Here is a 24,802-nt window from a genome sequence, read left to right on the forward strand (position 1 = left end):
CCCCTCCTGCGGTACCTCGGCCGCCAGCCGCCCCGCCGCCTCGGCCGCCAACGCGGTCAGCGCGGCCTCGTCGCCGGGGTCCGGCGGGGGCGGCACCAGGTCGCGGGCAACAGTGTCGAAGACCTCGGCGGGCACGCAGAAGAACTCCGGCACCCGGAACCCGGCCTGGCGCAGCGCCTCCTGCCGGGCGAACTTGTGACCGCTCACGCCGGCGTCGGCCAGCCTCGGGTCGCCGGTGCCGACCAGCATCACCACACCCCCATGAGCAGACGGGCGCGCCCGCCGGCGAACTCCGGGTAGCCGGGGACCGACCACAGCACCCGCTCCTCGGTACGGATCCGCCACACCAGCGCGCCGGTCAGGAGCAACAGCGCGACGGCCGCGTACGCCTGGTGGAAATAGAGGACGAATCCCATGTTGGCCAGGAGCATCCCGGCGTAGGCCGGATGCCGGACGAACCGGTACGGGCCGGTGGTGACCAGCGGGTGCTCGTCGCGGCGCAGCACATGATGGGTGTAGAGGGCGCCCAGCGCGCGGATCGCGGCCGTCCGCAGCACGATGCCCGCCGCGAACAGCGCCACCGGCGGCAGCATCCAGGCCGTGACACCACTCCACGGGGCGGGCGGCACCACGGTCGCGAACACCAGGAGGATGCGCGCGCACGCGTACGCGGCCAGGGTGCGGCTCTCGGCGACGGGCTGCGACGGCTTGCGGAAGGTGACCGGGATCTCGATGCTCATCCAGGCCAGGTAGCCGAGGACGAGCAGCCCGGAGACGAGGTTCGCGCCCTCCGCCGCGTCGGCCAGGTAGCCGGCGGCGCGTACCACCATGACGGTGACGGCCGCGACGAACAGCACCCTGGTCAGCAGGGTCACCGGGGCCGCGCTCATACCGTGCACCCGGATGTCGGCTGTCCCACTGCCGGGCGCCCGGCATGGCGGAGTCGGCGGTAGATCGCCGGAGACGCGGCGTAGTAGTCGATCCCGACGCTGCCGCGCGGCTCGTCTCCCGCGACGACGTCGAACCGCATCAGGGAGCGTCCGCGCGGCGGGGCGGTGCAGGCCCAGCGCAGCCGCAGGTCCCAGGTCAGCTCGCACGGCAGGTCGGCCTCGACGGCCAGCAGGATGAGCCGGGTGTCGTCGGGTACGGCGTACTCGACGTGGCTGAGCATGGTGGTGAACTGCCGGGCCGCCTCGATGACGGCCTCGGGACAGGGCGGGGCGAGCCGGTGGCCGTCAGGCGGGCGGCGCAGCGCGACGGTCCGCGCCGGGGCGCTGATCAGGACGTTCTCCGGCCGGTGCCGGTGAACCAGCTCCCCGGCCGCCGGTTCCAGCGATTCGTCGGCCTGGAATGGCCCTTCGTGGACCTCGCACCAGCCCTCGCAGACCAGCCGGCCGAGTTGGTGTGCGCGCACGGCCATCCGGTCGCCGTCGGGGGCGGCGGCGAGCTGGACCGGCTGGTCCGGCTCGCAGAACGTCGGCAGGTCGAGAGACAGGCGTAAGCGGCGGCCCGGCTGTTCGAGACAACCGGGGTCGGTGGTGCGGAGCAGGTCCAGCAGGCCGCAGACGAGGGCCATTCCGGGCAGGTGGTCGAGGGGGTGGTCGAAGAAGTACGGATCGTGCGGGTGCACGGTGAGCGTCGAGGTCCGGGATTCGGTCGTCAGATTCATAGGATTCCCTCCCCGTTACGGTGAAAGGTGCATGAATCCTGGTAGGCACTTAATGTCCGGGCATCTTCCGTATTGCTCTATTTACATCTTTCGGTGTTATGGATCGGTCCTTTTCTAGAACGGCCAGTTCTCGCCCGCTTCGAGGGGCGGCAGCACCGTGAACGCGGCGTGGATCTCGTGCTTGTTCGGACCGGCCGACGTGGCCGCGCCCTTGAGCCTGGCCGCGTCGCTGAGCCTGGCCACGTCGCTGAACCCGGCCGGGTCGCTGAACCCGGCCGGGTCGCTGAACCCAGCCGGGTCGCTGAACCCAGCCGGGTCGCTGAACCCAGCCGGGTCGCTGAACCTGGCCGCGTCCAGGGCCGCACGGCGTTCGGCGTGGCGGCGGAGCAGGGCGAGCGATTCGGGGATGGGGTTGTCCCGGCCGTGGCGTCGGTCGAGGGCATGCCGGAACAGGTCGCCCTGCCAGGGCTTGTCCGGGTCCGGGGTGGGGTGGGTGACGGCGATGACGTCGCCGAACCGCCAGCCGTACGAGCCGGTGTCGTGTTCGAGCAGGGCACGTTCGGTGTACAGGCGGCGGACGGCGTCGGCGACGCCGCGCTTGACCGGCTTCGGGATGCCCCATCGGGAGGTGGCGGTCCAGTAGGCCAGCGCCGCGCCCGACTCGTCGGCCCGCTGCAGCGCCGAGGCCGGCAGCGGGATTCGAACCCGCGAGCCACTACGGGCAAGAGAAGGAGCAACCGTTGTCCGGCACACCGGGCGCGCTCTTGCACGGTAATGGGCGATGCGCCGCTTCGCGAGAGGATATTGCTTCATGACATCTCACGAACGGTCAGACATGCGGCGTCTGCCGGACTCTCTCGGCGAGTTCGTGCAAGCCGCGCCGTACAACCCATGTGCTGATGACTCGCTGCGACTGGTCGGCATCGGCAAAGCCGGACCGGACCGCCACACGGTCCGGTCCTGCTTCACGCCAGGCTCACATCATGAGCTCATACGTACACAGGACAGGAGCGAACAATGTGCCTGAGCTCCTTTGCGGCTACAGCTTGCGGATCGACACCGCGTTGTCGCCGATGCCGCCGCCCCGGGCGTAGACGCACTGGTATGCCTGAACGACGGCGAGCACCGTCCAGCCGGGCGGAGCGGGCTGGTACCCGCAGATGACGAGGGTGCGGCCGGACGGCATCCCGTTGAGATTGGTCAGCGTCTGCTGGTTGTTCAGCACCCGGTTGGGCGACGTGCTGGGGTTGCAGCTGTCGGTGTAGTGCAGCGCGGTGGCGTAGAAGCCGGCCGGTGGGGGCGGGTTGATGCAGCCGACCACGGTGCCACCCGAGCGGGTGTCGCGAATGTCCTGGATGATCTTGGCGTTGTAGTAGATGGTGCCCGGCTGACCGCAGATGTACCAGTCGCCGTACCAGGTCACGACCCAGCCGGTGGGGATGGGCGTGTTCACGCACACGGTCTGACTCGGGCCGCGTGCCGCTGCTCCCGCCGCTGGGGATAACAGGGCCGTCACGGCGACGACCGCGACAACGACGGCGGTCAGTAGCCTCATCGTCACTCCAGGGGAATCGGATGCGAAAGGGACCTCACTGGTCACGCCACGCCGACGAACCTCGCCGTCGCGACGGGTGAACCGATCCGCCCCATCATCACCTCACGCGAACGACGCGAAAACCCCGAACTCCGAGACTGACCACATTTGGACATTTCACCTAAATAATCAATAGATTGGGCGGGTCGGGCCGTCCAGCCGACACAACGGCCACCCTGGACAGCAGGCCCTCGGCGGCTCCGGACAGGGCCCTTGCCGATAAAGCCCGAAGATATTTGACTGATACGAAGGCCCGTTTCCGGTTCACAGGTTGCGGGCCTTGCGGTTTGTGTGCGGCCGGAAGTGTTCGAGCCCCAGCCGTCTGATCTGCGATTCGGGCCCACAGGACATCCGACCATGGCCCGTTTCGGGCATTGCCCGCCTCGCCTCCGCACTACCCACACCAGCCGCTCGACCAGATTCATCTACAATCCGACACAGAATTCCCCGCAAGGGATAATCATCCATGCATGCCTGAATCGTCTTGCGCAACAAGCTTCAATGGGGATTCTGCGTTCATCAAATGACAGCTTGAACACTACATGGCAACTTGGTGCCATGTAGTGCAAAATCGTCACGGATTTCCTAGTGTGTACTTGCGCGAGGAATTCTATGCTCCCGGCAGAAGGGGCGGCGTATCACGGCACGCGACCGCCGACAGGCTGCTCGCCGGTACTCGCACGCCGCCTCCGTCCGAAGGAGATTGCCTCTCTGCGCGCCCACCGACCGGCCACAGCATCCCCTCTCCCTGGAGTCTGATATGCGGAGAAAAGGCTCAGTACGCGCCGCCCTTCTCGGCGTCGCATTGTTACCCCCGGCCCTCGCCGCCCCCTTGGCTTCGACCGCTGCCTCGGCCGCTACGGGCGTCGTCTCAGTGGAGGTGCTCCCCGCCGATCCGCTCGCCGATGCTGGCCCGTTGACGTTCCAGCAGGCGTTTGCCCTGGATGAGGCGGAGGCAAGAGCGTTGGGCAACCCGGCCGTGTACGCCCAGCCGTACGTGGACGCCTCCGGTGTGGTCCACCTCCCGGTGACGACCGCCGAGGCACAGGCGGCGGCGACCCAGCCCATCCTCGTGCCACCGGACAGCGCCGCACCCGACGACGGCACCGACAACCCCGACGCTGTACCCCCACCCGCCGAAACCCGCGGCAAGGGCACAGCGCCAACCGCCGACACCCCGCCGAAGGATCCGACCGAATCCAGAAGCACCGGCATCGAGAACACCAGTGAGGTCATCCCCCAGACCCGGGTCGTACGGCACACCTGGGAGCGACTGCAGCAGATCTCCGACGAGATCACCCGGCTCACCCCTGCCGATCTCCCCGACCTCGACAGGATCCACCGCCTCGAGATCGACCCCGTGTCCGGCCGCGTCATCGTGGGCGCCACCGAGGCCACCGGCGCCCTGCGCACCGCGCTGGCGGCCCGTTACGGAGGCGACGCCGTGGCCCTGCATGTCACTCCCCGGCCCGGCGCCACCCTCGCCGTGAACCGCCAGACCGACAGCAGCCCCTACTTCGGCGGCGCGATGTACAGGATGAACGGCAAACCCCATTGCACCACCGGCTTCGCCTGGGACTACCGGGGAGACCACTACATGCTGACCGCCGGGCACTGCGTGGGTGTGGGCAACTACCCCACCAGCGGCAACGGGCAGGAGATGGGCATGGTCACCCACGACATCTTCACCGGGGCGGCCAACGGCAGCGTTCCGATCGGCGACAAGCATCACGGGGATCTCGCTCTGATCAAAATGGCCTACGGCCGGAGCGCCCTGCCGAAGACCTACGTCGGGAACAAGAACTCCGGCAGTTCGCGGGAGGGGGCGGGCATGTCGTCACGCCGGAACAGGCCAGGCGACCGATTCTGCACCGGCGGCGCCTTTGGCGGCGAACTGTGTTACTGGTCGGTCAAGCGCACACGCGTGACCATACAGGAAGTCGAGGGTGGGGCCTGGATGAGGAACGTCGTCGAGGCCCAGAGAGACCCCGGCAGACGCTGGTGCGTCATCAGAGGCGATTCCGGGGGGCCGGTCTACGCTCTCAACCGACAGGGCAAGGTCCGGGCCAAGGGCATCATCAACGCCACCAACCTTCTGGAGTACAACTGCCACATCTGGTTCACCGACATCCACGACGCGCATGTGAGACTGCCTGGCACCGTGAAGTAGCCCTGGCAGGCCCCAGACAAGCCCGCGCCCTCCTACGAAGGGAAGGCGCCGAAAGGGCTTCCGCTGGTGGGTCGCTTTCGCCGGCTGGGCGGCCAATCTGGTCGCGGGGTGTGCTGGCCGGGTAGCCGCCCACGTAGGTGATCAGACCGGGCGGCAACGGGACCACCAGTGTCTCGATCGCGTCGGGCAGGAACGAGATCAGGTCGAGACTGCTGCTGACCGTCCGCAGGGCGGTCAGCACCGTTAGCAGGACCAGGTAGTTGCCTGCGGGGCGGCTACCCTCCGCTCTACGGCAGTTCGCCGAGAGGACGGGTTTCCCGCTCAGAAGGTTAAGGAGCGCCCTCTTTCGCCATTTTCCACATTTGGACCAACGACTGCCGCTCACTTCGCCCTGAACAGCGGATCCTCCCGCTGGGCCTGCACCAGCACGTGATCTTCCAAACGTCGAACTGACGAGATGCGGAAGCCCGAAAAGGGCAGCTCACCACCCGGCAAGGAGGCAGCCCGGCCGGTCAGGCAGACAAGAACCTCATCAACCAGTCCTGCAGCGGCGAACAACTCGGCGAGACCACGGCCACCCAGTACCAACAACGAACGAACCCCCGCCGCGTAAAGAGCCCGCAGCGCCATCTCCGGAGCATCGCGCGACAGTTCGCCAGGCAGGACGAACGTCTCGCCATGCCCTCCCGGAACGCCTTCCCGCAGGTGCCCATCCGAACCAACCACAGCGTCGTACCCGTGGACGTCGACGCCGGGCACCTGGCGGTGATCCTCGGCGTCGGCGCAGTACGCCCACGTCACGAACGGAGTACCTCGCCCCACCGCAGTCAGCCATGGACCCAGCACCAGCTCAGCTTCGTCGGCCAACACCCCGACCTCGACGTCCGTCCCCTCCCGGCTCAGCTCAGCCACGCCACCCGCGCCCCGCGACGTCGGATCGATGACGGCGACGACCACGCGTGCGATCCCGGCCTCGATCAACAACGCACGGCACGCGGGAGCACGACCCACATGATTACAGGGCTCCAAGGTCACCACCGCTGTCCCACCGCGCGCGGCATGGCCGGCCGCAGCGAGGGCGTTGCCCTCCGCATGCGCCTCACCCTTGCGCCGGTGGAAACCCTCGCCGACCACGCGACCGCCCGAGTCGAGAATCAGGCAGCCCACCGGCGGATTCGGGCTCGTCGTGCCGAGACCCAGCGCCGACACGGCGATAGCACGTCGCATGGCCGCGACCTCTGTTTCGGAGGCCATCAGACCGCAGACGTGGCATCCAGCTCGGCCAGGAACTCCGCGACCGGCTCCAGATGAGCATGACGTGCAAGCTGAGGCGCAACCGAATTGACCATGGACAGGATTCTGGTCGAGCCACTGTCCTGGGCGACAGTCAGCGCTTGCACGGCCGCGTACGCCGCAGCCTCGGGCTGGCGCTCCGCGACCAGGGCGATCGACAACCCGGCGTGCGCCAGACCGCGATCCCGTTGGTACGTCGGCGACAAATCCTCGATCGCCGACTCGAACGCCCGCACAGCCGCCGCCGGGCGCCCCAACGTCAGCCAGACCCGACCGCGCTGCAGTTCCACGTACGCAGGCGTGCAGAAGGAACCATGACCGGACCGCGCGTCCCCGGCGTCGTCGGTCGTCGCATGCTCACGCGCACGGTCAAGCAGCTCATGCGATGCCACCTCGGCCCCGTCCAGCGCCATCCCATGCGCCTGCTGCTGCAGAATCGCAGCCAGCATCGGGCCAGCGGTATTGCCCTGCTCGCGACACGCCGCCTCGGCAAGGCCCACCACCTCGGCACCATTGCCTCCGGACAGCGCCTGCTGACTGCGCCGGAACAGTGTCCACGCGACCATGGGACGGTCGCCGGCCTCCAGCGCCCACTCCATCGCATGCCCTGTCCAACGACGGCTGGCGGTCATATCCCCGGCGTCCTCATACAACCAGGCTGCGGACTCCGCGTACATCGCGGCGAGACGAAGGGACTGATCGCGCAGCGGTGGACGTACATGTCGAAGCAACGCCGTCAGAATGGTGAGCTGCCTGCAGACGCCGCCGAGGGCGTGTCGCGGACCAAGCAGGTTGTCCGTCCGCACCAGCGTGTGCCACTGCTCTCCCACGTGCGTAAGCAGTTCCTCGGTGTGCGCCGCCGACAGGCGCTGCATCCGGCGATCCACCAGTGGATCCACGGCCGGCACAGGCAGCGCCAGGGAACTCGCCGCCTGCATGGGGGCCTCCGCTCGGGGCGCGCCCCTACGTTTCGGCACCAGGTCCACGAATTCGCCGTCAGCGTTCAACGCTGCTTCGAGTTGCTGGGCCAGTGGCGTGGATGGACGCTTCAGGTCATTAGCGACCTTGGAGAGGTATCCGGCGTCGTAGTGGGTGGCCTTGGCCAGCTTGCGCAGCGAAATGCCGCGCTCTGCCATCAGCGCCCGCATCTTCTCGCCAAAGGTCGTCATTGCCTACCCACGAGTCCCGAAGCGCGTTGACCTGTTGACCGGTGTTGCCCACTGACCGAAAGGCAACAGGCAACATCTCCCACGGTAGCGCCATCACGGTCTTCCATGGCTGGAAGAAGGCAGATCACGCCAGCCGCGAGGTTCCTTGGTGCTGATTGCTCGCAGAACTGGTTCGGCCCCGGCCCGGTGGGTGAACACCGGGGGCTCCGGGGCCTTGATCAGAAATCGAGGTCCTGACCCATGACCAAACTATCCACAGTCCAACCTCCTCACCAGAGCGCGTCCACGAGTGACACGGCCATTGCCTTTGACACGGCGCTGGACCCGACAAGACCGAACACCTCCCGCCTGTACAACTACCTGGTGCTCGGTAAAGACCACCGTGCGCCTGACCGGGATCTCGCCGAGAGTCTGAGGTTCTGGTTGCCCGGTCTGGCCTATGCCGTGCAAGCGTGCCGCTCCTTCGCCCTGGAGGCCGTGGCAGCGGCGGCCGGATCCGGCTGCGGCCTGATCCTGGACCTCAGATGCGGATACCCCCTCGGGGAGACCGTCCATGCGGCCGCGCTGAAGGCCAACCCGGACGCCCAGGTCCTGTACGTGGACGACGACCCGGTGGTGGCCGTTCACGCCCGCGCCCTGCTCGCGGACGGCCCCGCCGTCCAGATGATGCAGGCCGACATACGCCACAACCTCGGCCGCGTCCTCGTCCACCCCTGTGTCCGCGCACGGATCGACCTCCGCGAACCCGTCGCCGTCGTGATGACCGGGCTCGCCGAGTTCCTCACCGACGACGAACTGACCGCCGTGCTGGACACCCTCGCCGACACACTGCCACCGGGCAGCAGGCTCGCCCTCAGCCACGTGGACCCAGGCGTCATCCCGAAACAGGCGATCGAGACGGCCACCACCGAATGCGCCAACGCGGGCATCCTGCTACGGTTCCGGCCCGCGTGGAAGGTCCGGGACCTGCTCGGCAGCCGGTGGAACTGGGACGAACTGCCGTCCGACTCGCTCCACCACCTGTTCCTCGACGAGCCCACCACCTTCATCGGCGGCGTCGCCACCCTCTTCCCGTCCGAGGAGAACCGGTGAGCGGCCTCGACGCGGCACCGGATCGTCTGCTGCCGGTGCCCGCCCAGCGAAAGCCCAGGTGCGGCGAGGCCCACTGCCTCACACCCACCGTCCCCAAGCCCGTCACGTTGACATGGGAACTCGAAGCCGACTGGTGGCGCCGCCGATTCGGAAAGGAGGCCCGGGTGCTCCGCCACACCTGCCTCTGCCAGCCGATCAGCTACGAGGAGCTCACCTGCGGCGGTGTGTACCGCATCCGCCGCATCGTCGTCGCCAACACCGGTCTCCTCAACTATCTGAGCCCCCAGACCACACAACGAGGGGCGGACGAACTGTGGGAGCTGATCATCCACGGAACCGCAGTGTGAGACCACCCTCGCGTGTCGCCTTCACAGCCGCGCACCACGCGCCGCAGCCGATTCGTCCCCCGGCCACGCACCCCGTCCCGCCAGACCCACGCGGCAACCCCGCCCATCCAGGACCGCCGCCTTGGTCGACCCCGCCTGCCACTAGCGCTCACCTCTGCCGACAACGTTCGAGGGCCGCCCACACGTGAGATCGCGAGTGGTGTCCACTTCTGGGCCGATGCTGCGGACGACCTCAGCTGGTCACGGCCGGATGGCACCCCGGCCGGATCACCCACCTGTTCACGCTGGTGCCGCCGTCGTCCTGGACGCTGCGGCGTGGGGAAAGGTCGGAGACGGCCAGCCGCCAGCACCCCACGAGAGCCGGACACAGCGGGACACCGAAGGTTGATCCATTACACGAGAAACCCAGGCCACCGTCTGGTGACCTGGGCTTTCGTGTGCACGGCCGGAGGTATTCCAAACCCAACCTTCTGATCCGTAGCAGGATCAAGGACGTCCAGGAGCATCCACGGCGAACAGAAAAGCGACTTCGCAGAGAGCCCGGCGCGGAAGTAAGCCGTTGACTGCTCGCGAGGTGCTGTCGCTACGCTGCGATCGTGATCAGCCGAGAAGGAGAACTCCTGGGCTTACGGGCGGCACACATGTTGGCCGAACTTGGCTGCTGTGAAATCGAGTCGGGATTGAGCGAGGCGGAGATCGACCGCATTGAGCGCGTCTTCGGCTTCGAGTTCGCCGATGATCGCAAGGCGTTCCTCGCAACCGGACTGCCGGTAAGGGAGGAACCACTACCCGGGGCCAGGCTCCCGCCGCTGGTCCCCTTTTGGAGAGACCTCCTCTGAGACTTCGGCAGGGGCTCCCACCGACGGTCCGCTGGGAGGTCACAGCCCCCGGCAGAAATCGACATGGTGGACATCGAGCGTGTCGGGGAGAAGCCCTTGGCCTCACGTGGGAGAGGCACGCAAGATGGCCGGGGACGACTGGAAGACCTCGGACCCGACATTCACGCCCCGGGCCGGTACGCCGATGCATTCGAGAGCCATTGCCGTCGAGCGGGCGTTCCGCGCATTCGCGCACGACACCGGGCACACCTGCGCCTCGCCCCTGGCCGCCCTCGGCGTCCACCCGCGTGTGGCGATGCGCATCCTGCGGCACTCCCAGATCTCGATGACCATGGACGTGTACACCCACCGCTCTCGCAGTCGAGCGCCGAGCATCGGCTACGCCAGCGGACGGAGGCAGCCGAACTGATGCAGGCCGGAGCCGAGGCCGTGACCGGCACTATGACGGAGCTGGCGGAGAAGTGCTCGCGCTGTGTGACAGTGACCTCAAAGTTTGTACAACTTGTTGAACGGTGTAGTGATTCGTTCCTGCCGCGATCCGAAATCGACCATCACAGCGATCTCGCCTTCTACAGTGATGACGATTCCGAGACCATATCGATCATGGGTCACTTGGTCGTTCACGAAGAACCGCTCGGCAGGCGGGACGGGGGGTGGGGGCTTGAAGGGACTTGTGGGCAGGTGACGACGGGACGCCCCGCTGGCTGGCTTCATTCCCTTCAGTATGCGCCGCCCGTGAGACGCTCGCTACCAGGGGATGGAGATCGCCTCTACGCGCACGCCTCTCGACGACCACCGACACCCTGACCCACGCCGTTCAGCCTGCGGCCAAGACCGTCAGTTCGCTCTTCCCCACGCTGATCAAGCAGCACAACAAGGCGAACCCTCAGACACCGCCGCCTCGTGCTCGTCCTCACGACCTTCGCCACCTTCACGCGACAACGCTGCTTCTCGCCGGTGTCCCCGTCCACGTCGTGGCGGGACGCCTGGGGCACGCTGACCCCTCGATCACCCTCAGGGTCTTCGCCCACGTCGTTCGCTCCGGCGAAGCCTCGCAGCCTCCGCAGCAGATGCCTTCGCCCAAGCCATCGAAGAGCAGGAAGACCCGTGTTAGCAGGGGTGTTAGCAAGATCCGGAGATTGTCCTGACATACACGAAGGCCCGCTCCAGGCTTTCCCTGGTAGCGGGCCTTGAGGTTGTGCGCGGCCGGAGGTACTCGAAACCCCAACCTTCTGATCCGTAGTCAGATGCTCTATCCATTGAGCTACGGCCGCTCGTCACCACCGCCCTGACCTGCAGGACCGTGCGACAGAGAATAGATTACCAGAGTCGTCCAGTGCTTTTAGCCCGTCCGATCGGCGCCGGATACATCGAAGTGTGTATCCACAAGCATCCGTCCGATGGAGGGAGCACGCTGCGGACGGTGATGAGATGGGGGGATGATACGCCCTGCCGTAGGAGCCCTCCTGGCCTTCGCCATGGGTGCTGCGCTGATCTACGGCAATGCCTACATCGAGCGCGGCTACTCCGCGTGGGTCCTGCTGATCCCGCTCGCCGTCGCCTGCGTGGGCGTCACGGTGCGGACCCGGGCGCCGGTGCTCTCGCTGACGCTCGGAGTGAGCGGCATCCTGCTGGACCTGGTGGTGGGCCCGTCGCTGGGCACCGCGCTGGTGCTGACCGACAACCTCTACGCCGCCGCCCTGTACGGCCCGGCGAAGCTGGCCCGCTGGCTCTTCGGTGTGACGGCGACGCTCTCGGTGCTGGCCGGCGCGCTGGCCGCGTTCTTCGGCGAGAAGATCGGCTATGCCGTCGTGGCCGGTGTCCAGGCGGCGCTGCTGCTGGTCGTTCCGGTCACGACGGCGATGGTGCTGCGTCAGCAGCGTGACCACGCCAGGAGCGAACGCGCGCGGGCCGAGCAGGTGGCGCTGCTGGCCGAGTTCGACCGGCAGTCGGCGATCTCGGCCGAGCGCAACCGGATGGCCCGCGAGCTCCACGACATGATCGCCAACCATTTCAGCGCGATCGCGATCCAGTCGACGGCGGCGCTGTCGCGCAAGGACCTGGGCCAGGAGACCGTACGGAAGATCATGGAGTCCGTTCGCGAGAACAGCGTGAAGGGGCTCGACGAGATGCGCACCATGATCGGGCTGCTGCGGCAGGAGGGCGAGGAGGTGGAGGCCACGCGCCTGCGCGTGGCCGACGCGGAGACCCTGGTCGAGCGTTCGCGGCAGGCGGGCATGAGCACGACCTTCGAGGTGTACGGCGAACCGCACGAGTTGCCCGCCTCGGTCGATCTGGCGGGCTACCGCATTCTGCAGGAGGCGTTGACGAACGCGCTCAAACACGGCGACCAGACGGCCTCGGTTCGTGTCGACTACGTGCACGGGCAGGTGGAGCTGACGGTGGACAACCCGGTCAACGGGCACAAGATGGGGCTGCCGGGGGCCAGGGCGGGAGTGGTCGGCATGTCCGAGCGGGCCGCGCTGGTGGGCGGGCGGTTCGAGGCGGGGCCGGTCGGTGACGGCTGGCGGGTCTGGGCGCGACTGCCCACGACGGAGGAAAGCAAGTGAGCATCAGAGTGCTGGTGGCCGACGATCATGCGGCGGTGCGCGCGGGGATCGTGATGATCCTCGACGGGGCCGACGACATCGAGGTGGCGGGCGAGGCCGCCGACGGTGAGGAGGCGGTGGCGATGGCCCGTGAGCTGCGTCCGGACGTGGTGCTCATGGACGTGCGCATGCCCCGCCTCGACGGTATCTCGGCGACGCGTGAGCTGGCCGGTGAGTGCGATGTGCTGATTCTGACGACGTTCGATGTGGATGAGTATGTGTTCGGTGCCTTGCGGGCGGGTGCGGCGGGTTTTCTGCTGAAGAACACCGACGCCGACACGTTGGTGGAGGCGGTGCGGGTGGTGGCGCGCGGTGACGGGCTGATCTCGCCGTCGGTGACGCGCAGGTTGATCTCCGCGTTCGCGAGCAGACCCGCGCAGCGCGAGCCCGACGAGTTGGCACGCCTGACGCCACGCGAGCGCGAGGTGCTCGCGTGCGTGGCGCGGGGGCTGTCCAACGCGGAGATCGCCAGGGAGCTCGACATGGCGGAGGCGACGACGAAGACGCACGTCAGCCGGTTGCTCAACAAGCTCGGGCTGAAGAGCCGGGTGCAGGCGGCGATCTACTACCCGTCCTGAACGACGGCGGGGTGCCAGAAAGCCGTCGGCGACCAGGCGGCGCCGCCCGCGCCCGACCATGATCGTGCGCGGGCGCTGCCACGGTTACTCGGGGACGTACAGGTACAGCACCTCCGCCGTGCAGGCCGCGCGGCGCTCGCCCTCGACCTCGACCGTGACCTTCAGCGTGGCGAGCTGCCCGGCGGGGCTGCCCTTGACGTCGGCGAGTTCGGCGCTGGCCCGCACGCGTGCGCCGACCGGGATCGGGCGGGGGAAACGCACCTTGTTGAGGCCGAAGTTGACCGCCATCGCGATGCCCTTGGTCTCGACCAGTTCGCCCAGGAAGGACGGCAGCAGCGACAGGCTCAGGTAGCCGTGCGCGATCGTGCCGCCGAACGGGCTGGCCGTGGCGCGCTCGACGTCGACGTGGATCCACTGGTGGTCGTCCGTGGCGTCGGCGAAGAGGTTGACCTGCTCCTGGGTGACCGTACGCCACTCGGTGGGACCGAAGGTCTCGCCGACGGCGGCCTTGAGCTCCTGGACGTTCGCGAAGGTACGCATGGGTCGGAACGCTATTGCGGCGCCGGTACGGCTGCCAAGTTCAGCACCCGGTAGGTGGTGTCGTCGCCCCAGTAGACGAGGCTTCCGGAGGTTCCGGTCCAGCCCTGGATATCCTCGATGCGGGCCTCCGTGCCCGTCTCAAGGTCCTTGATCAGCAGGCTCGTCTGCACGAATCTATCGCGGATCGGATATTGCGCGGGGTATCCCATCAAGGGAGTGAAGCGGCTGCCGTCAATCCGCTGGGCGAAGCCTTCGCCGCCGCCGCGTGTTCCGACGCACCAAACCGGCCCACAGCGCAGCCCTTTCGCACGCGCGGGGACCGCGATTCTCTTCTCCTGTCCCGTCTTCAGGTTGACGAGTCGGGTCTGGTTGATCCCGGTGTACTTCGATGTCACGACGATCGGACCGTCGCCCGCCCACGGCCCCGTGATCAGATACAGCCGCCGCCACTCCCGTGCGGGGCCGGTCACGGTCGAGGTCACGCCCTTGGCGTCGGTGACGTACACCGTTTCCCCGTTCATGGTCATTGCGTTCGGCTCGGGGTGGAGGGGCTGCTTGTGGATCCGGGTCGTGGGGCCGCCCGTTAGCGGCGCCCGGTAGTAGTACCGGTACTTGCCCGGTTCGGTGTACCAGACCACCTGCTTGCCGTCGGTGACCGCGTCTCCCACACGCTCACGTGGATCAGGCAGCGTCGTCACCACGCGCTGTGTCTTCTTGGCTAGGTCGTGGATCTCGAATCGCTGGGTTTCGCCCCTTTCGGCGTCCACCACGACGAGGATCTCCGTGGCGCTGAGCGCGTCGATCAGCCGGTGGTGTCGGCCTTGGCCGTTCTTGGCGGGCATGGTGAACAGCGCCTGCGGCCAGACCTTCGCCACGGGGCCCTGTGTGGGAGGCCGTTGCGCGACGACGGTGTCCGGCGCCCGCTGGAGCTGGGCCGTCGCCGTACCGGCTGCGATGACCGCGAGCGCGGCCGTGACCGACAGCAGCCTGCGGCGGGTCCTGGTACGGCGGCGGGCGGCGACGCCGGCCAGCAGGTCGGGGTCGGGGGCGGCGCCGGCCGCGGCCCTGAGTGCGGCGGCGAGTTCGTGTTCTGTCCTCATGCGCGTCCCCTTTCGAGCACCTGTGCCCGGACTCTGAGCGTGGCCAGCGCCCGGGATGCCTGACTGCGGACCGTCGCGCGGGAGATGCCCATGATGTCGGCGATCTCCGCGTCCGACAGATCCTCGTAGTAGCGGAGGACGAGGACGGTGCGCTGCCTCCTGGACAGGGCGCGCAGGTCGCGCCAGATCTCTCCGGAGGGCTGGGGGTCGTGGTGGGCGCGTTCGGGCGGATCACCGGTGAGGTCCTCCTTGCGCCCGCGCCGCCACCAGCTGATGTGCTGGCGGGTCATGACGGTGCGGACGTACCCCTCGGGGTCCTGTTTGTCGCGCACCCGGTGCCAGGCGTCCGCGAGTTTCAGCAGGGCCTCCTGCACCAGGTCGGCCGCGTCGTGGGGGTTGCCGGTCAGCACGTAGCCGTAACGCAGCAGCGCCCGCCCTCGGGCGCGGACGAAGTCCTCGAAGTCCACGTTCCGGGGACGCCTGGGGGCGGGGTTCTGTTGCAAAGATCTTTACTCGAAAACATCGCGCAAGTGTTCGAAGCCGCGCTACAGTTCTAGCCAGCGACTCGAACATGGGTTCGGCCAGTTGAGAGGGGGTGCCATGCTCGTTCAGACACGCCGTAGGTGTTTCTTCCCAAATCTACGACGCCCGCTATACCCCGCAATAAAGTCCGAGAGCGTGGACCCTGTGCGCAATCCCTACGCCCCCGGCGCCGGGCAGCGTCCCCCCGAGCTGGCCGGCCGTGACCGTGAACTGCAGCAGTTCGAGGTCGTGCTGGAACGGGTGGCCCGTGGCCGCCCCGAGCGCAGCATGGTCGTCACCGGGCTGCGCGGCGTCGGCAAGACCGTTCTGCTCAACACCTTCAAGTCCATGGCCATGCAGCGGCTGTGGGGCACCGGCAAGATCGAGGCCAGGCCCGACCAGTCGATCCGGCGGCCGGTCGCCGCCGCGCTCCACATGGCCGTGCGCGAGCTGGCGCCCCGGCATCGCGCGCCCGACCGTATCGAGGAGTTCCTCGGCGTGCTCAAGGCGTTCGCCATGCGCGATCCGGCCGCCGCCAAGGGCACCTCCCACTGGTCGCCGGGCATCGAGGTGCCCGCCAGCCGGGGGCGCGCCGACTCCGGCGACCTGGAGATCGACCTCACCGAGCTCTTCGTCGACGCCGCGAGCGTGGCCACCGACCTCGGCGTCGGCATCGCCCTGTTCATCGACGAGATGCAGGATGTGCAGGCCGCCGACGTCTCGGCGCTGTGCGCCGCCTGCCATGAACTGTCGCAGACCGGCGGGCCGCTGATCGTGGTCGGCGCCGGGCTGCCGCATCTGCCGAGTGTGCTGTCGGCCAGCAAGAGCTACTCCGAGCGGTTGTTCCGCTATGCCCGCATCGACAAGCTCGACCGCGAGGCCGCCGACCTGGCGCTGATCCTGCCCGCCCGCGAGGAGCAGGTGGAGTTCACCCAGGAAGCCCTCGACGCGCTCTACGAGGCCGCCGACGGCTATCCCTACTTCGTTCAGGCGTACGGCAAGGTCGCCTGGGACCTCGCGCCGTCCAGCCCGATCACCGCCGACGACGTCAAGGTCTCCTCGCCGGAGGCCGAGGAGGAACTGGCGGTCGGCTTCTTCGGCAGCCGCTACGAGCGCGCGACGCCCGCCGAGCGCGACTACATGCACGCGATGGCACAGATCGGCGACGAGCCGGTCGGCACCGCCGAGGTGGCCGACAGGCTCGGCCGCAAGCCGTCCAGCCTGTCACCGGCTCGCGACAGCCTCATCAAGAAAGGTCTCATCTACAGCGCCGAACGTGGGCTGATCGCGTTCACCGTGCCGCATTTCGGGAGGTTTCTGCGTGCGCAACCCATCTAGACGGCACCCCTAGTCCTCTATTGGGTTGTCTAGTGGGGAAGCTAGGCAACCCAATAGAGCCACATCGTCATGCCTGTCGAGGGAAATCTAGGGCTGTATAGCGCCAGAGCTATACGGTCGTATATTCCGGCATGGTCTCCGCGCTGACCACTGCCATGCGCACCGTCGGGCGTCGTCCGGTGAGGTGCACGGCGAAGACCACGTCGTCGCCCGCCGTGTTCCTGAACGCGAAGAAGCGCCAGCACAGCTCGCGCCAACTGTCGTACGGCTCGGCCGGCTCCAGCGCGGCCCGGTGCGCCCGCCACGAGCCGCTCGCCTTCAACCGGGCCAGCGTGACGCTCTCGGCGGGGGCCGGGCGCTGCTCGCAGGGTGCGCGGTGCCTGATGCGATGCACGGTCTCCTCGATCTCGGGTGACAGCACGGCGAGCACGAGCACGCCGACGGCGATCGCCCACGACGGCTGGGTGAACACCGTCCAGCCGGGTACCGGTGCCCATACCGACATCAGCGCCATGCCGGTCAGGGCGACCGTACGGGCGATGGAGCGGCGGCCGACGGGGGCGGAGCTCACCTCGCCGAAACACCCGCAGCCCACGTCGGGGCGGCGCCTGCGCAGTTCGATGAGCACGTACGTCGACAACGCGCAGAACACCACCGTCGCCCAGCGGAACAGTGGGTGGTCGGTGAGCAGGAGCCCGGCGGCCAGGATGAACTCGCCGACCGCGCAGCAGACCAGCGCAGGCGCCTGGGCGCCCTCCGGCACGAGGACAGCCGGGCCGAGACGGGACAGTGCGCCAGGCTCGCCGCCGGTGCGAACCGTGGTGAATTTGGCGACCGTACCCAAGACGAGAACGACGATCAGCACCGGCAGCTGGGATTCCAGCACGCGCGTCACCCCAATCCGATCTGGGCGTTGAAGCAGCCCTTGGTCAGGTCTCCCCCGAGTTCCACGAAGGTCGGCGCCGACAGTTCGGCCAACCGGCCGCGCGGAGAGGTATCACATTCGACGCAACGGTCACAGAAACGCCCGGCCAGGCACCCGCACGCCACGATCGGCACCCGGGCGGACCGGTCCGCACAAACGTTGCGCACGTGCAGAAGGGATCCGATCGAAAGGTACGGCAGGCCGGCACACGACACGGCCGAATCGGGACATCCGGCGTCGGCCCGTTCCAGCATCGGGTAGGCGGCTCCGCGCTGGGTGCCGTCGAACCAGACCACGGTGCCCGAGATGCGGCTCTGCTGCGCGGAGTACGCGGGTGGCGGAGAAGGTACCGATCTGGCGGGATAGGCCGGTTGCGAGGTCGCGGGCAGCGTGATCCTCTCCACGCCCTCGTCCACGATGCCGATGCCGTCGAACAGGTAACCGGGCTCCAGTTTCGGGTAGCGGACCCGGAGCCTGCCGGTGGCGCGGTACGGGATGAGGATCGTGCGGCGGCCACGGTGGGTGCCGCAGTCCAGCTCGACGGCGAGGTCGGTTCGTCCGGAGACGTCGGTGATCGTACCGGTCACGCGGGTGGTGTCGCCCCAGAGGCGTTCGACGACCCGGCCCTCACGCAGGGCCCGCATGAGCACCCTTCCGCCCACGGGCAGGTCGGCGGGTGCCACGTCGGTGCCGCGCCAGGCGGTCGCCCAGGGCGCGATGACCAGGCGCTCTTCCTGGCCGTCCGGCGTCTCGATGGTGATCAGGTGCGGGCTGACGTCGAGGATCTCCCCCATGACCGCGGTCAGCGGCGCACCCTTTCCCGGGTCGGGGCCCGGCGTGCCGGGCGTGCGGCCGAGGGCGGCCGCGGCGAGGGTTGTTCGGCGTTCAACACTCGGATACCCCACGCGCATAGCCTCACATGAGCTTCGGTACGGCCCCGGCCGTCCCCGTGAAGGGGAGCAAAATCCGCATCCCCGGTGGAAGGTGTAGACACCCGGCGTCGAACAATCCGCCACCGGCATTGACTGACCTTTATTGTTGATGGACCGAATCATGAATTGCGGTTCAGCCCGAATGGGGGCTCCAGCTGCGATTCTGGCCACGATGCAGACTGCCAGGCGGGAAGAGGAGTTCCGCGAGTACGTGCGGACTCGCGGTCCGGCGCTGCTGCGTACCGCGCACCAGTTGACCGGGCACGCCTGCGACGCCGAGGACCTCCTTCAGAACGCACTCACCAAAACCTATCTCGCCTGGGATCGCATCCAGGACCGAGGATCCCTCGACGGGTACGTGCGGCGGGCGATGGTCAACATCAACATCTCGCAGTGGCGGCGCCGCAAGCTCGACGAATACCCTTCCGACGAACTGCCGGAGATCTCCCCTGAGGCCGAGACCTGCGGCGATGCCCACGTACGCCTGGAACAGGCGCTCGACCGCCTGCCCGCCCGCATGCGGGAGGCGATCAGGTTGCGATATTACGAAGACATGACCGAGCCCGAGATCGCGAGGACGCTCGGCATCAGCGTCGGGACGGTCAAGAGCACGGTCTCGCGGGGCATGGCCAAGCTCAGGCTCGACCTGTGCATCCCGACCCAACCGCCCCCGCCGTAGCGCAGGGCCGTACGACGTCGCGGATCTTGCGCAGGGTGGCCATGAACGCCTCCCGCTCCTCGTCGCCCAGCAGCGCCGTGAACAGGGCGTCGATGTCGGCGAGGTGACGCGGCAGTACGGTCTCCAGCTTGGCGGCGCCGGCTTCGGTGAGCCGGGCGTAGGAGGTGCGGCGGTCGGTGACGCAGGGTTCGCGGCGGATGAGCCGGCACCGCTCCAGGCGGTCGACCACGCGGGTCATGCCACTGGTGGACAGGCCCGTCTGGGCCGCGAGGTCGCTCATGCGGAGGCTGCGCTGCGGGGAGCGCGCCAGGCGGATCAGGGTCTCAAAGTCGATCATGGACAGCCCGGCCTCGGTGAAGACCGGGTTCATGCGCGCCTCCAGGCCGGCGTGCACCTCGGAGAGCAGGCCCATCGCCGTGAGGCGTGGGTCGTCGAAGGGGATCACATCCACAGCCTACTCGACGACAGTTGACTGGAGGAATATTCCTCGTGTAGAAATTTGTTGGCGCAAACGTCCGCACCGCAAGCTTCTCTTTCTAGGAGATTCACTCATGAGCATCCGCAATTGGGACGGCCTCGACATCCCCACCACAGGCACCTACAACCTGGACGTGGCGCACACCAACATCGGCTTCGTCGCCAAGCACATGATGGTGAGCAAGGTCCGAGGCTCCTTCACCGACTACGCGGGATCGGTCACCATCGCCGAGAACCCACTGGAGTCCTCCGCCCAGCTCACCATCAAGACCGGGAGCATCACCACCGGCCAGGCCGACCGCGACAACCACCTGCGCAGCGACGACTTCCTGGCCGTGGAGAAGCACCCGGAGATCACCTTCCGGAGCACGCGCGTGGTCGGCCACTCGGGCGGGGAGTTCACGGTGGTCGGCGACCTCACCATCCGCGACGTCAAGCGGGAGGTGGAGTTGAAGGTCGAGTACAACGGCGCCGGCACCAACCCGTGGGGGCAGCAGGTGTGGGCGTTCACGATCAGCGGCGAGTTCGACCGGGAGGACTTCGGGCTCACCTGGAACCAGACGCTGGAGACCGGCGGAGTACTTGTGGGCAAGAAGATCAAGATCGACGTTGAGGGCGAGGCGAACCCCGCCTGAGCAGACATGTCCGCCCTGTCCACAGGTGTGGACAGGGTTATCCACAGGCGGTGGACAACATGCGGGAGAGAACCGCTTTGCTGCGTCGGCAGAAGGCCGGTACTCTGTCGGGAGCCACATGGCTACCGGGAGGCTTCGCCTAGTCAGGTCTATGGCGCCGCACTGCTAATGCGGTTTGGGTTTACCGCCCATCCGGGGTTCAAATCCCCGAGCCTCCGCAGAAGGAAGGCCCTTCCTCGAACATCGAGGGAGGGCCTTTTCGATCTTTCCGGATCTCGGAGTCCATCGCGCCCCTTCATCTGGGGTATTGCGACGACCACCAGAACGGAAGGACCGAGCGGGGGCAGTTCGCCGCATTGGGTCTGAGTCGCCAGTTCGCCCGCACGAGGCGGGCCCTCCCACATGATGTCGGGAGAGCCCGGGAGGAGAGGCTGCCGCACGCTGCCTCTGTACCTGGTGAGACGCCGGAGACGTAGACGTAGTTCGCGCTCCCATGGCGTCCACTGCGACTTGTTCGCCCAATGGTCCACAGAAGCACATGAGCGCGTGCGCCCGCGTCCTGTCGGCGGTCGTCAGCACGGCCTGCGCCTCATCGAGAATCGCCCCCTTGGCGGCGTTGTCCCATGAGCGTGAGCGCCGAGCTCACCATGGCGGGGTACATGTCACGGGGGGCTCGTTGCAGGACCTCAGATCGCGGCGACCCGGGTCACCAGGTGCGGGGTGGGCAGGTCGGAGACCGGCCTCCAGGCGTAGGCGACGATCTCCTCGGCCTGGATGCTGATCTCGGTGTCCTTCGCCCAGAACGCGAACCTGAAGTCGGCGTGCAGGTGCTCGGGCTCGCCCTTGGCGGGGTTGGCGGGGATCTCGTGGACGTCGACGTCCACAGGTGCGATGTCGTGTGCGGGCGGGGATACGGCGTGCTGCCACGGCATCCCGGTCTCTTCCTCCAGTTCGCGGAGGGCGGCGCCGTACAGGCTGCGGTCCTCGGGCTCGACATGACCGCCCGGCAGCAGCCATCGGTCCAGCGCCCGGTGATGGATCATCAGGACGCGTCCGGCGGCGTCGATGACGGCGGCGCTGCAGGTGACGTGCAGCGGCCACGTCTTGCGTGAGGACAGATCCACGGGGGTCGCGGATCTCAGGGCTTCGGTCAGGGGGAAGACGTCTGCGGCGCGGTCGGGGTCGGCGGCGAGATAGCGGCCGAGGACGGCGCTGATCTCCTCACGGGTCACGGTCATATCGCCTCATGGAAGTAGGTCAGCCAGGTAGCCGCAATCCACTGCCGGACTGCGGGGGAAGCTCGCATATGTCGGGATCGTGGGAGCCGGTGGCCAGCAGGGCCAGGGCGGCGACGATCTCGGCCTGGACGAGCAGGATGAACGCGCCGACGCTGGCGCCGTGCAGGAAGTTGACGGCGTTGCCGTCGGCCAGCACGTAGAAGTAGTGGCCGGTGCGGGTGTAGCGGGTGACGTTCGGTTCGACCGCCGTGCGCGAGTACAGGCCGTTGAGCGCCGACAGTTCCAGTTCGTCGTCGGAGCTGGTGACGCTCGCGATGTAGGCGCCGTTGGAGACCCGGCTGAAGTCGTCCTCCCGGAGGGCGAGGTTGCCGGTGGCGCAGACGACGATTCCGGCGCCCGAGAGCGCTTCCGCGAGCGTGGCGGCGGTGCGATACCCCTGTGAGAGGGCCTGGACGCGCCGGACCGGATCGACGTCGTACACGGTGACGCCGACGTGTTTGGCGTGGAGCATCGCGGCGATGCTGCGGCCGAGCTTGCCGTAGCCGATGACGCAGGCGGGGCGGCCGTTGAGGATGTCGTCGCGGGAGCGGACGAGGGCTTCGGTGGAGAAGACGACGGACTGGCCGACCAGGTAGTCTTCGGGGTCCTTGAGAGGGCTGCGGGCCACGGAGAAGATCGGGCAGGGTGGCTTCTTTCCCTGGCCGGTGAAGCGTTCGATGTAGCGCTGGTGGCCGTTCTCGGTGTCTTCGACCACGCCCACGAGTTCGCCGGAGAAGCGGGCGTGCAGGTGCTCCAGGACGGGGGCGAAGTAGCCGCCCACGTCCAGCAGGGTCAGGCGTTGTCCTGCGGCGCGGGACTCGACGTAGGCCAGCGCTTGCTCGGGGTCGCCGAAGACCTTGCGGGCGAGGCCGTCCACCTGCATGACGGTGCTGATCTCGCGCAGTGCTCCCTCGTGGATGGAGCGGGGTTTGGGCAGGACGGCGGCGACGTCGGAGACGCGGGCGACGCCTTCCAGGAAGGGGCCGCGCCCGGCGAGCAGGTGGGTGATGACCAGGCTCGACGGCCGGTCGGTGACGGGGGTCGCGTCGGCGATCCGGCGGAAGAAGGCACGGGCGCGCCCTCTCGAAGTCCTCTTGCGTGAACCCTCCCGAGAATAGATAGCTACCTATTCGCAGTGTCCACGGGGGCGACCTAACCATCAATAGATAGTGATGTAATGGCCCGACAGTTCGAAGGAGGATCACATGGCACGCTGGCGCGAGGTGGCCCAGGCACTGCGCGAGGCCATCGCGGCGGACACCTACCCGCCCGGGACGAAGATCCCCAAAGAGGAGGAGCTGGAGCGGATGTACGGCTGCAGCCGTACCACGATCCGACGCGCCGTCGCCCAGCTCACCGCCGAAGGACTGCTCACCCCCGTCCGGCGCGGCGGCACCACCGTCCGCGAGCAGCCCGAGCGCGCCGTCCTCGCCCTCGACACCCAGGCCCACCGCGACGAAATCGGCTACTACTTCAGCCAGACCGTGCAGAACCTGCGCGCCCTCCGGCCGCCGACCGTCACCCACGGCCCGTGCCCACCCGACATCGCACCGCTGCTCGGCCTGCGGCCCGCCGACCCGGTCGTCGTCCGCGACCGTGTCCTGGGCGACCCCGCCACGGGCGACGTCGTCCAGCTCGCCACCTCCTACCTGCCCGCCGACCTCGCCGCGAGCACCGTACTGGCCGAAGCCGACACCGGGCCCGGCGGCATCTACGACCGCATGGAGACCGACCTCGGATGGGGCCGCCTCGACTGGGAAGGTGTGATCACCGCCCGTCCCGCCACCCCGGAGGAGGCCGAACTCCTCCGACTGGCCGCCGGGGTACCGGTGCTGTGCGTGACCCGGATGAGCATCGCCACCGCCGGCGCGGCCGAAGGACGCGTCGTCGAGGTCAACACCACCCGACGCGACGCCTCCCGCGTCGAAATCCGCTACCCCATCACCCGCGCGGCCACCGCCCCGACCGAGGTATGAGCACCGGACGACTGAAGCTCTGCGAGCGGATTCCAACCGGGTCAGCGCAGTGCGTCGACCGGTTCCATGCGGGCGGCGCGCAGTGCCGGGTACAGGCCGGCGAGGAGGCCGACCAGGGCCCCTGCCAGCGGCGCGGCCAGTGCCAGCCGTACGTCGAGGACCGGTGTCCACTCTCGTACGGCCGCCACCGCGACGACGGCGATGGTGCCCAGGCTGGCCCCGATCACCCCGCCGGCCAGGCCGGTCAGGCTGGACTCCAGCAGGAACTGGGCGGCGATGTGGCGGCGGGCCGCGCCCAGGGAACGGCGTAGGCCGATCTCGGCGACCCGCTCCATGACGGTTACCAGCGTGACGTTGGCGATGCCCACCGCGCCGACGACCAGGGAAACCAGGCCGAGGATGAGGAACAGGCCGTTGACGTCGTCCTGGGCACCGTCCCGTGCCCGTTTGGGGCTGGGTGGGGCGATCACCTGCAATTCCGCGCTGCGGTTGGGGCTGAGCGCGAGCGGCGCCTGGCGGGCGATGAGCTCGGCGGCGCCCAACTGGGTGGCGACCAGTACGCGGGTGACGTCCTTGAGGCCGTAGTCCGGACCGAGTGCGGGTGGGATGAGCACGGCGCTGGACAGGATCTGCTCGCGCCGCAGGTCGCCGATGATGCCGATCACGGTGTAGGCGCGGTCGTCGACGAACACCGCTGGCGAGTGCTCCAGGCTGGTGATCCCGAGCATTTTGGCGGCCTGTTCCCCCAGCACCACCACCGGGTCGCGGCGGGCGACGTGCCCGGCGTCGTAGAACCGTCCGGCCACCATCCGGCCGCGGGTGGTCTCCGGCAGGTTGGGGGTGGCGGCGACGACCGCGAGGGTCTGCCCGGTGACCCGGGTCGGGTCGAGCAGGTTGTTGGCGGTCACGACGACGTTGGAACTCTTTGGGCTCTGGGCCAGCGCGGTGGCCGAGGTCACGCCGCGCAGGTGGCGCAGTTCCTTGGCCGAGTCCCAGGACACCAGGGGGTTGTGGCCGTCTCGGGGGACTTCGACGGTGATG

At 68.1% G+C, this 24,802-nt stretch carries 28 protein-coding genes and 2 tRNA genes; 13 read left to right on the forward strand and 17 right to left on the reverse strand.

Annotation, left to right across the window (positions count from 1 at the left end):
• The 5 genes from ABD120_RS37175 to ABD120_RS37195 all read right to left on the reverse strand — a co-directional run.
• The coding region (locus ABD120_RS37175; protein ID WP_343955069.1) for a hypothetical protein at positions 1-249 on the reverse strand (249 nt) is incomplete at its 3' end.
• Complete coding sequence (locus tag ABD120_RS37180; RefSeq protein ID WP_343955070.1) at positions 249-890, reverse strand: methyltransferase family protein; 642 nt, start codon at positions 888-890, stop codon at positions 249-251. The genes ABD120_RS37180 and ABD120_RS37175, both read right to left, overlap by 1 nt.
• Positions 887-1,669, reverse strand: coding sequence for an AfsA-related hotdog domain-containing protein (locus ABD120_RS37185; protein ID WP_343955071.1), 783 nt, complete (start codon positions 1,667-1,669; stop codon positions 887-889). Before ABD120_RS37185 ends, ABD120_RS37180 begins: the two co-directional genes overlap by 4 nt.
• A 114-nt stretch (positions 1,670-1,783) precedes the next feature.
• Positions 1,784-2,482, reverse strand: coding sequence for a hypothetical protein (locus tag ABD120_RS37190; RefSeq protein ID WP_343955072.1), 699 nt, complete (start codon positions 2,480-2,482; stop codon positions 1,784-1,786).
• A gap of 226 nt (positions 2,483-2,708) precedes the next feature.
• A complete protein-coding gene (locus ABD120_RS37195; protein ID WP_343955073.1) occupies positions 2,709-3,224 on the reverse strand; it encodes a hypothetical protein in 516 nt (171 codons plus the stop codon).
• A gap of 955 nt (positions 3,225-4,179) precedes the next feature.
• Between ABD120_RS37195 and ABD120_RS37200 the strand changes: the two genes are divergently transcribed.
• Positions 4,180-5,433 carry a chymotrypsin family serine protease gene (locus ABD120_RS37200; RefSeq protein ID WP_343955074.1) on the forward strand — a complete coding sequence of 418 codons (1,254 nt, stop codon included), beginning with the start codon at positions 4,180-4,182 and terminating at the stop codon, positions 5,431-5,433.
• Between the two features lie 381 nt (positions 5,434-5,814).
• Here ABD120_RS37200 and ribD read toward each other — a convergent pair whose 3' ends face one another.
• Both ribD and ABD120_RS37210 read right to left on the reverse strand, forming a co-directional pair.
• A complete protein-coding gene (gene ribD / locus ABD120_RS37205; protein WP_343955075.1) occupies positions 5,815-6,660 on the reverse strand; it encodes a bifunctional diaminohydroxyphosphoribosylaminopyrimidine deaminase/5-amino-6-(5-phosphoribosylamino)uracil reductase RibD in 846 nt (281 codons plus the stop codon).
• Positions 6,661-6,686: 26 nt separating this feature from the next.
• Positions 6,687-7,895 carry a helix-turn-helix domain-containing protein gene (locus ABD120_RS37210; protein WP_343955076.1) on the reverse strand — a complete coding sequence of 403 codons (1,209 nt, stop codon included), beginning with the start codon at positions 7,893-7,895 and terminating at the stop codon, positions 6,687-6,689.
• A gap of 240 nt (positions 7,896-8,135) precedes the next feature.
• On the opposite strand from ABD120_RS37210, the gene ABD120_RS37215 reads away from it, so the two are divergent.
• The 5 genes from ABD120_RS37215 to ABD120_RS39950 all read left to right on the forward strand — a co-directional run bounded on the left by ABD120_RS37215 (position 8,136) and on the right by ABD120_RS39950 (position 11,321).
• A complete protein-coding gene (locus ABD120_RS37215) occupies positions 8,136-8,987 on the forward strand; it encodes an SAM-dependent methyltransferase (RefSeq protein WP_343955077.1) in 852 nt (283 codons plus the stop codon).
• Positions 8,984-9,334 (forward strand): hypothetical protein, encoded by a 351-nt coding sequence (locus tag ABD120_RS37220; protein ID WP_343955078.1) that lies wholly within the window; start codon positions 8,984-8,986, stop codon positions 9,332-9,334. The genes ABD120_RS37215 and ABD120_RS37220 overlap by 4 nt, the downstream gene beginning before the upstream one ends.
• A 596-nt stretch (positions 9,335-9,930) precedes the next feature.
• Positions 9,931-10,173, forward strand: coding sequence for a hypothetical protein (locus ABD120_RS37225; RefSeq protein WP_343955079.1), 243 nt, complete (start codon positions 9,931-9,933; stop codon positions 10,171-10,173).
• A 184-nt stretch (positions 10,174-10,357) separates the two neighbouring features.
• Positions 10,358-10,582, forward strand: a complete 225-nt coding sequence (locus tag ABD120_RS37230; protein WP_343955080.1) for a site-specific integrase — start codon at positions 10,358-10,360, stop codon at positions 10,580-10,582.
• 262 nt (positions 10,583-10,844) lie between these two features.
• Complete coding sequence (locus ABD120_RS39950) at positions 10,845-11,321, forward strand: tyrosine-type recombinase/integrase (protein WP_425564102.1); 477 nt, start codon at positions 10,845-10,847, stop codon at positions 11,319-11,321.
• Between the two features lie 53 nt (positions 11,322-11,374).
• Here ABD120_RS39950 and ABD120_RS37235 read toward each other — a convergent pair.
• Positions 11,375-11,447 (reverse strand) — tRNA-Arg (locus ABD120_RS37235).
• A gap of 165 nt (positions 11,448-11,612) precedes the next feature.
• Here ABD120_RS37235 and ABD120_RS37240 point away from each other — a divergent pair.
• Positions 11,613-12,743, forward strand: coding sequence for a sensor histidine kinase (locus ABD120_RS37240; protein ID WP_343955081.1), 1,131 nt, complete (start codon positions 11,613-11,615; stop codon positions 12,741-12,743).
• A gap of 2 nt (positions 12,744-12,745) precedes the next feature.
• A complete protein-coding gene (locus tag ABD120_RS37245; RefSeq protein WP_425564105.1) occupies positions 12,746-13,360 on the forward strand; it encodes a response regulator in 615 nt (204 codons plus the stop codon).
• 84 nt (positions 13,361-13,444) lie between these two features.
• Here ABD120_RS37245 and ABD120_RS37250 read toward each other — a convergent pair whose 3' ends face one another.
• Genes ABD120_RS37250 through ABD120_RS37260 form a run of 3 tightly spaced genes read right to left on the reverse strand, consistent with a single transcriptional unit; the run spans position 13,445 to position 15,467 of the window.
• Positions 13,445-13,900: a MaoC family dehydratase gene (locus ABD120_RS37250; RefSeq protein ID WP_343955083.1), complete on the reverse strand. Its 456-nt coding sequence runs from the start codon at positions 13,898-13,900 to the stop codon at positions 13,445-13,447.
• 11 nt (positions 13,901-13,911) lie between these two features.
• Entirely contained in the window at positions 13,912-15,000 is a 1,089-nt protein-coding gene (locus tag ABD120_RS37255) for a hypothetical protein (protein WP_343955084.1), read from the reverse strand.
• On the reverse strand, positions 14,997-15,467 hold the full coding sequence (locus tag ABD120_RS37260) for a SigE family RNA polymerase sigma factor (protein ID WP_343955085.1): 471 nt from the start codon (positions 15,465-15,467) through the stop codon (positions 14,997-14,999). The genes ABD120_RS37255 and ABD120_RS37260 overlap by 4 nt, the downstream gene beginning before the upstream one ends.
• A 220-nt stretch (positions 15,468-15,687) precedes the next feature.
• Here ABD120_RS37260 and ABD120_RS37265 point away from each other — a divergent pair, with 220 nt between their 5' ends.
• Positions 15,688-16,860: an AAA family ATPase gene (locus tag ABD120_RS37265; protein ID WP_425564103.1), complete on the forward strand. Its 1,173-nt coding sequence runs from the start codon at positions 15,688-15,690 to the stop codon at positions 16,858-16,860.
• Between the two features lie 109 nt (positions 16,861-16,969).
• On the opposite strand, the gene ABD120_RS37270 is transcribed toward ABD120_RS37265, so the two are convergent.
• Together ABD120_RS37270 and ABD120_RS37275 are read right to left on the reverse strand one after the other, a co-directional pair.
• On the reverse strand, positions 16,970-17,746 hold the full coding sequence (locus tag ABD120_RS37270; protein WP_343955087.1) for a MauE/DoxX family redox-associated membrane protein: 777 nt from the start codon (positions 17,744-17,746) through the stop codon (positions 16,970-16,972).
• A gap of 5 nt (positions 17,747-17,751) precedes the next feature.
• Positions 17,752-18,696 carry a hypothetical protein gene (locus ABD120_RS37275; protein ID WP_343955088.1) on the reverse strand — a complete coding sequence of 315 codons (945 nt, stop codon included), beginning with the start codon at positions 18,694-18,696 and terminating at the stop codon, positions 17,752-17,754.
• Positions 18,697-18,889: 193 nt separating this feature from the next.
• Here ABD120_RS37275 and ABD120_RS37280 point away from each other — a divergent pair, with 193 nt between their 5' ends.
• Positions 18,890-19,396, forward strand: coding sequence for a SigE family RNA polymerase sigma factor (locus ABD120_RS37280; RefSeq protein ID WP_343955089.1), 507 nt, complete (start codon positions 18,890-18,892; stop codon positions 19,394-19,396).
• On the opposite strand, the gene ABD120_RS37285 is transcribed toward ABD120_RS37280, so the two are convergent.
• Positions 19,353-19,841: a MarR family winged helix-turn-helix transcriptional regulator gene (locus tag ABD120_RS37285; RefSeq protein WP_343955090.1), complete on the reverse strand. Its 489-nt coding sequence runs from the start codon at positions 19,839-19,841 to the stop codon at positions 19,353-19,355. The two genes, ABD120_RS37280 and ABD120_RS37285, sit on opposite strands and share 44 nt — an antisense overlap.
• Positions 19,842-19,947: 106 nt before the next feature.
• On the opposite strand from ABD120_RS37285, the gene ABD120_RS37290 reads away from it, so the two are divergent.
• Together ABD120_RS37290 and ABD120_RS37295 are read left to right on the forward strand one after the other, a co-directional pair.
• Positions 19,948-20,508: a YceI family protein gene (locus tag ABD120_RS37290; RefSeq protein ID WP_343955091.1), complete on the forward strand. Its 561-nt coding sequence runs from the start codon at positions 19,948-19,950 to the stop codon at positions 20,506-20,508.
• Between the two features lie 128 nt (positions 20,509-20,636).
• A tRNA-Ser gene (locus tag ABD120_RS37295) sits at positions 20,637-20,726 on the forward strand.
• Positions 20,727-21,194: 468 nt separating this feature from the next.
• Here the strand turns inward: ABD120_RS37295 and ABD120_RS37300 are convergent.
• Together ABD120_RS37300 and ABD120_RS37305 are read right to left on the reverse strand one after the other, a co-directional pair.
• A complete protein-coding gene (locus ABD120_RS37300) occupies positions 21,195-21,746 on the reverse strand; it encodes an NUDIX hydrolase (protein WP_343955092.1) in 552 nt (183 codons plus the stop codon).
• A gap of 19 nt (positions 21,747-21,765) precedes the next feature.
• On the reverse strand, positions 21,766-22,662 hold the full coding sequence (locus ABD120_RS37305) for an adenosylhomocysteinase (RefSeq protein WP_343955093.1): 897 nt from the start codon (positions 22,660-22,662) through the stop codon (positions 21,766-21,768).
• 328 nt (positions 22,663-22,990) lie between these two features.
• Here ABD120_RS37305 and ABD120_RS37310 point away from each other — a divergent pair, with 328 nt between their 5' ends.
• Positions 22,991-23,761 carry a GntR family transcriptional regulator gene (locus ABD120_RS37310; RefSeq protein WP_343955094.1) on the forward strand — a complete coding sequence of 257 codons (771 nt, stop codon included), beginning with the start codon at positions 22,991-22,993 and terminating at the stop codon, positions 23,759-23,761.
• Positions 23,762-23,802: 41 nt separating this feature from the next.
• Here ABD120_RS37310 and ABD120_RS37315 read toward each other — a convergent pair.
• Positions 23,803-24,802, reverse strand: a 1,000-nt coding sequence (locus tag ABD120_RS37315; protein ID WP_343955095.1) for an ABC transporter permease, incomplete at its 5' end; no start/stop codon positions are given.

Origin of the sequence: Nonomuraea longicatena (genome assembly GCF_039525605.1) — a bacterium.
In the GTDB taxonomy this organism is placed as follows: Bacteria; Actinomycetota; Actinomycetes; order Streptosporangiales; family Streptosporangiaceae; genus Nonomuraea; species Nonomuraea longicatena.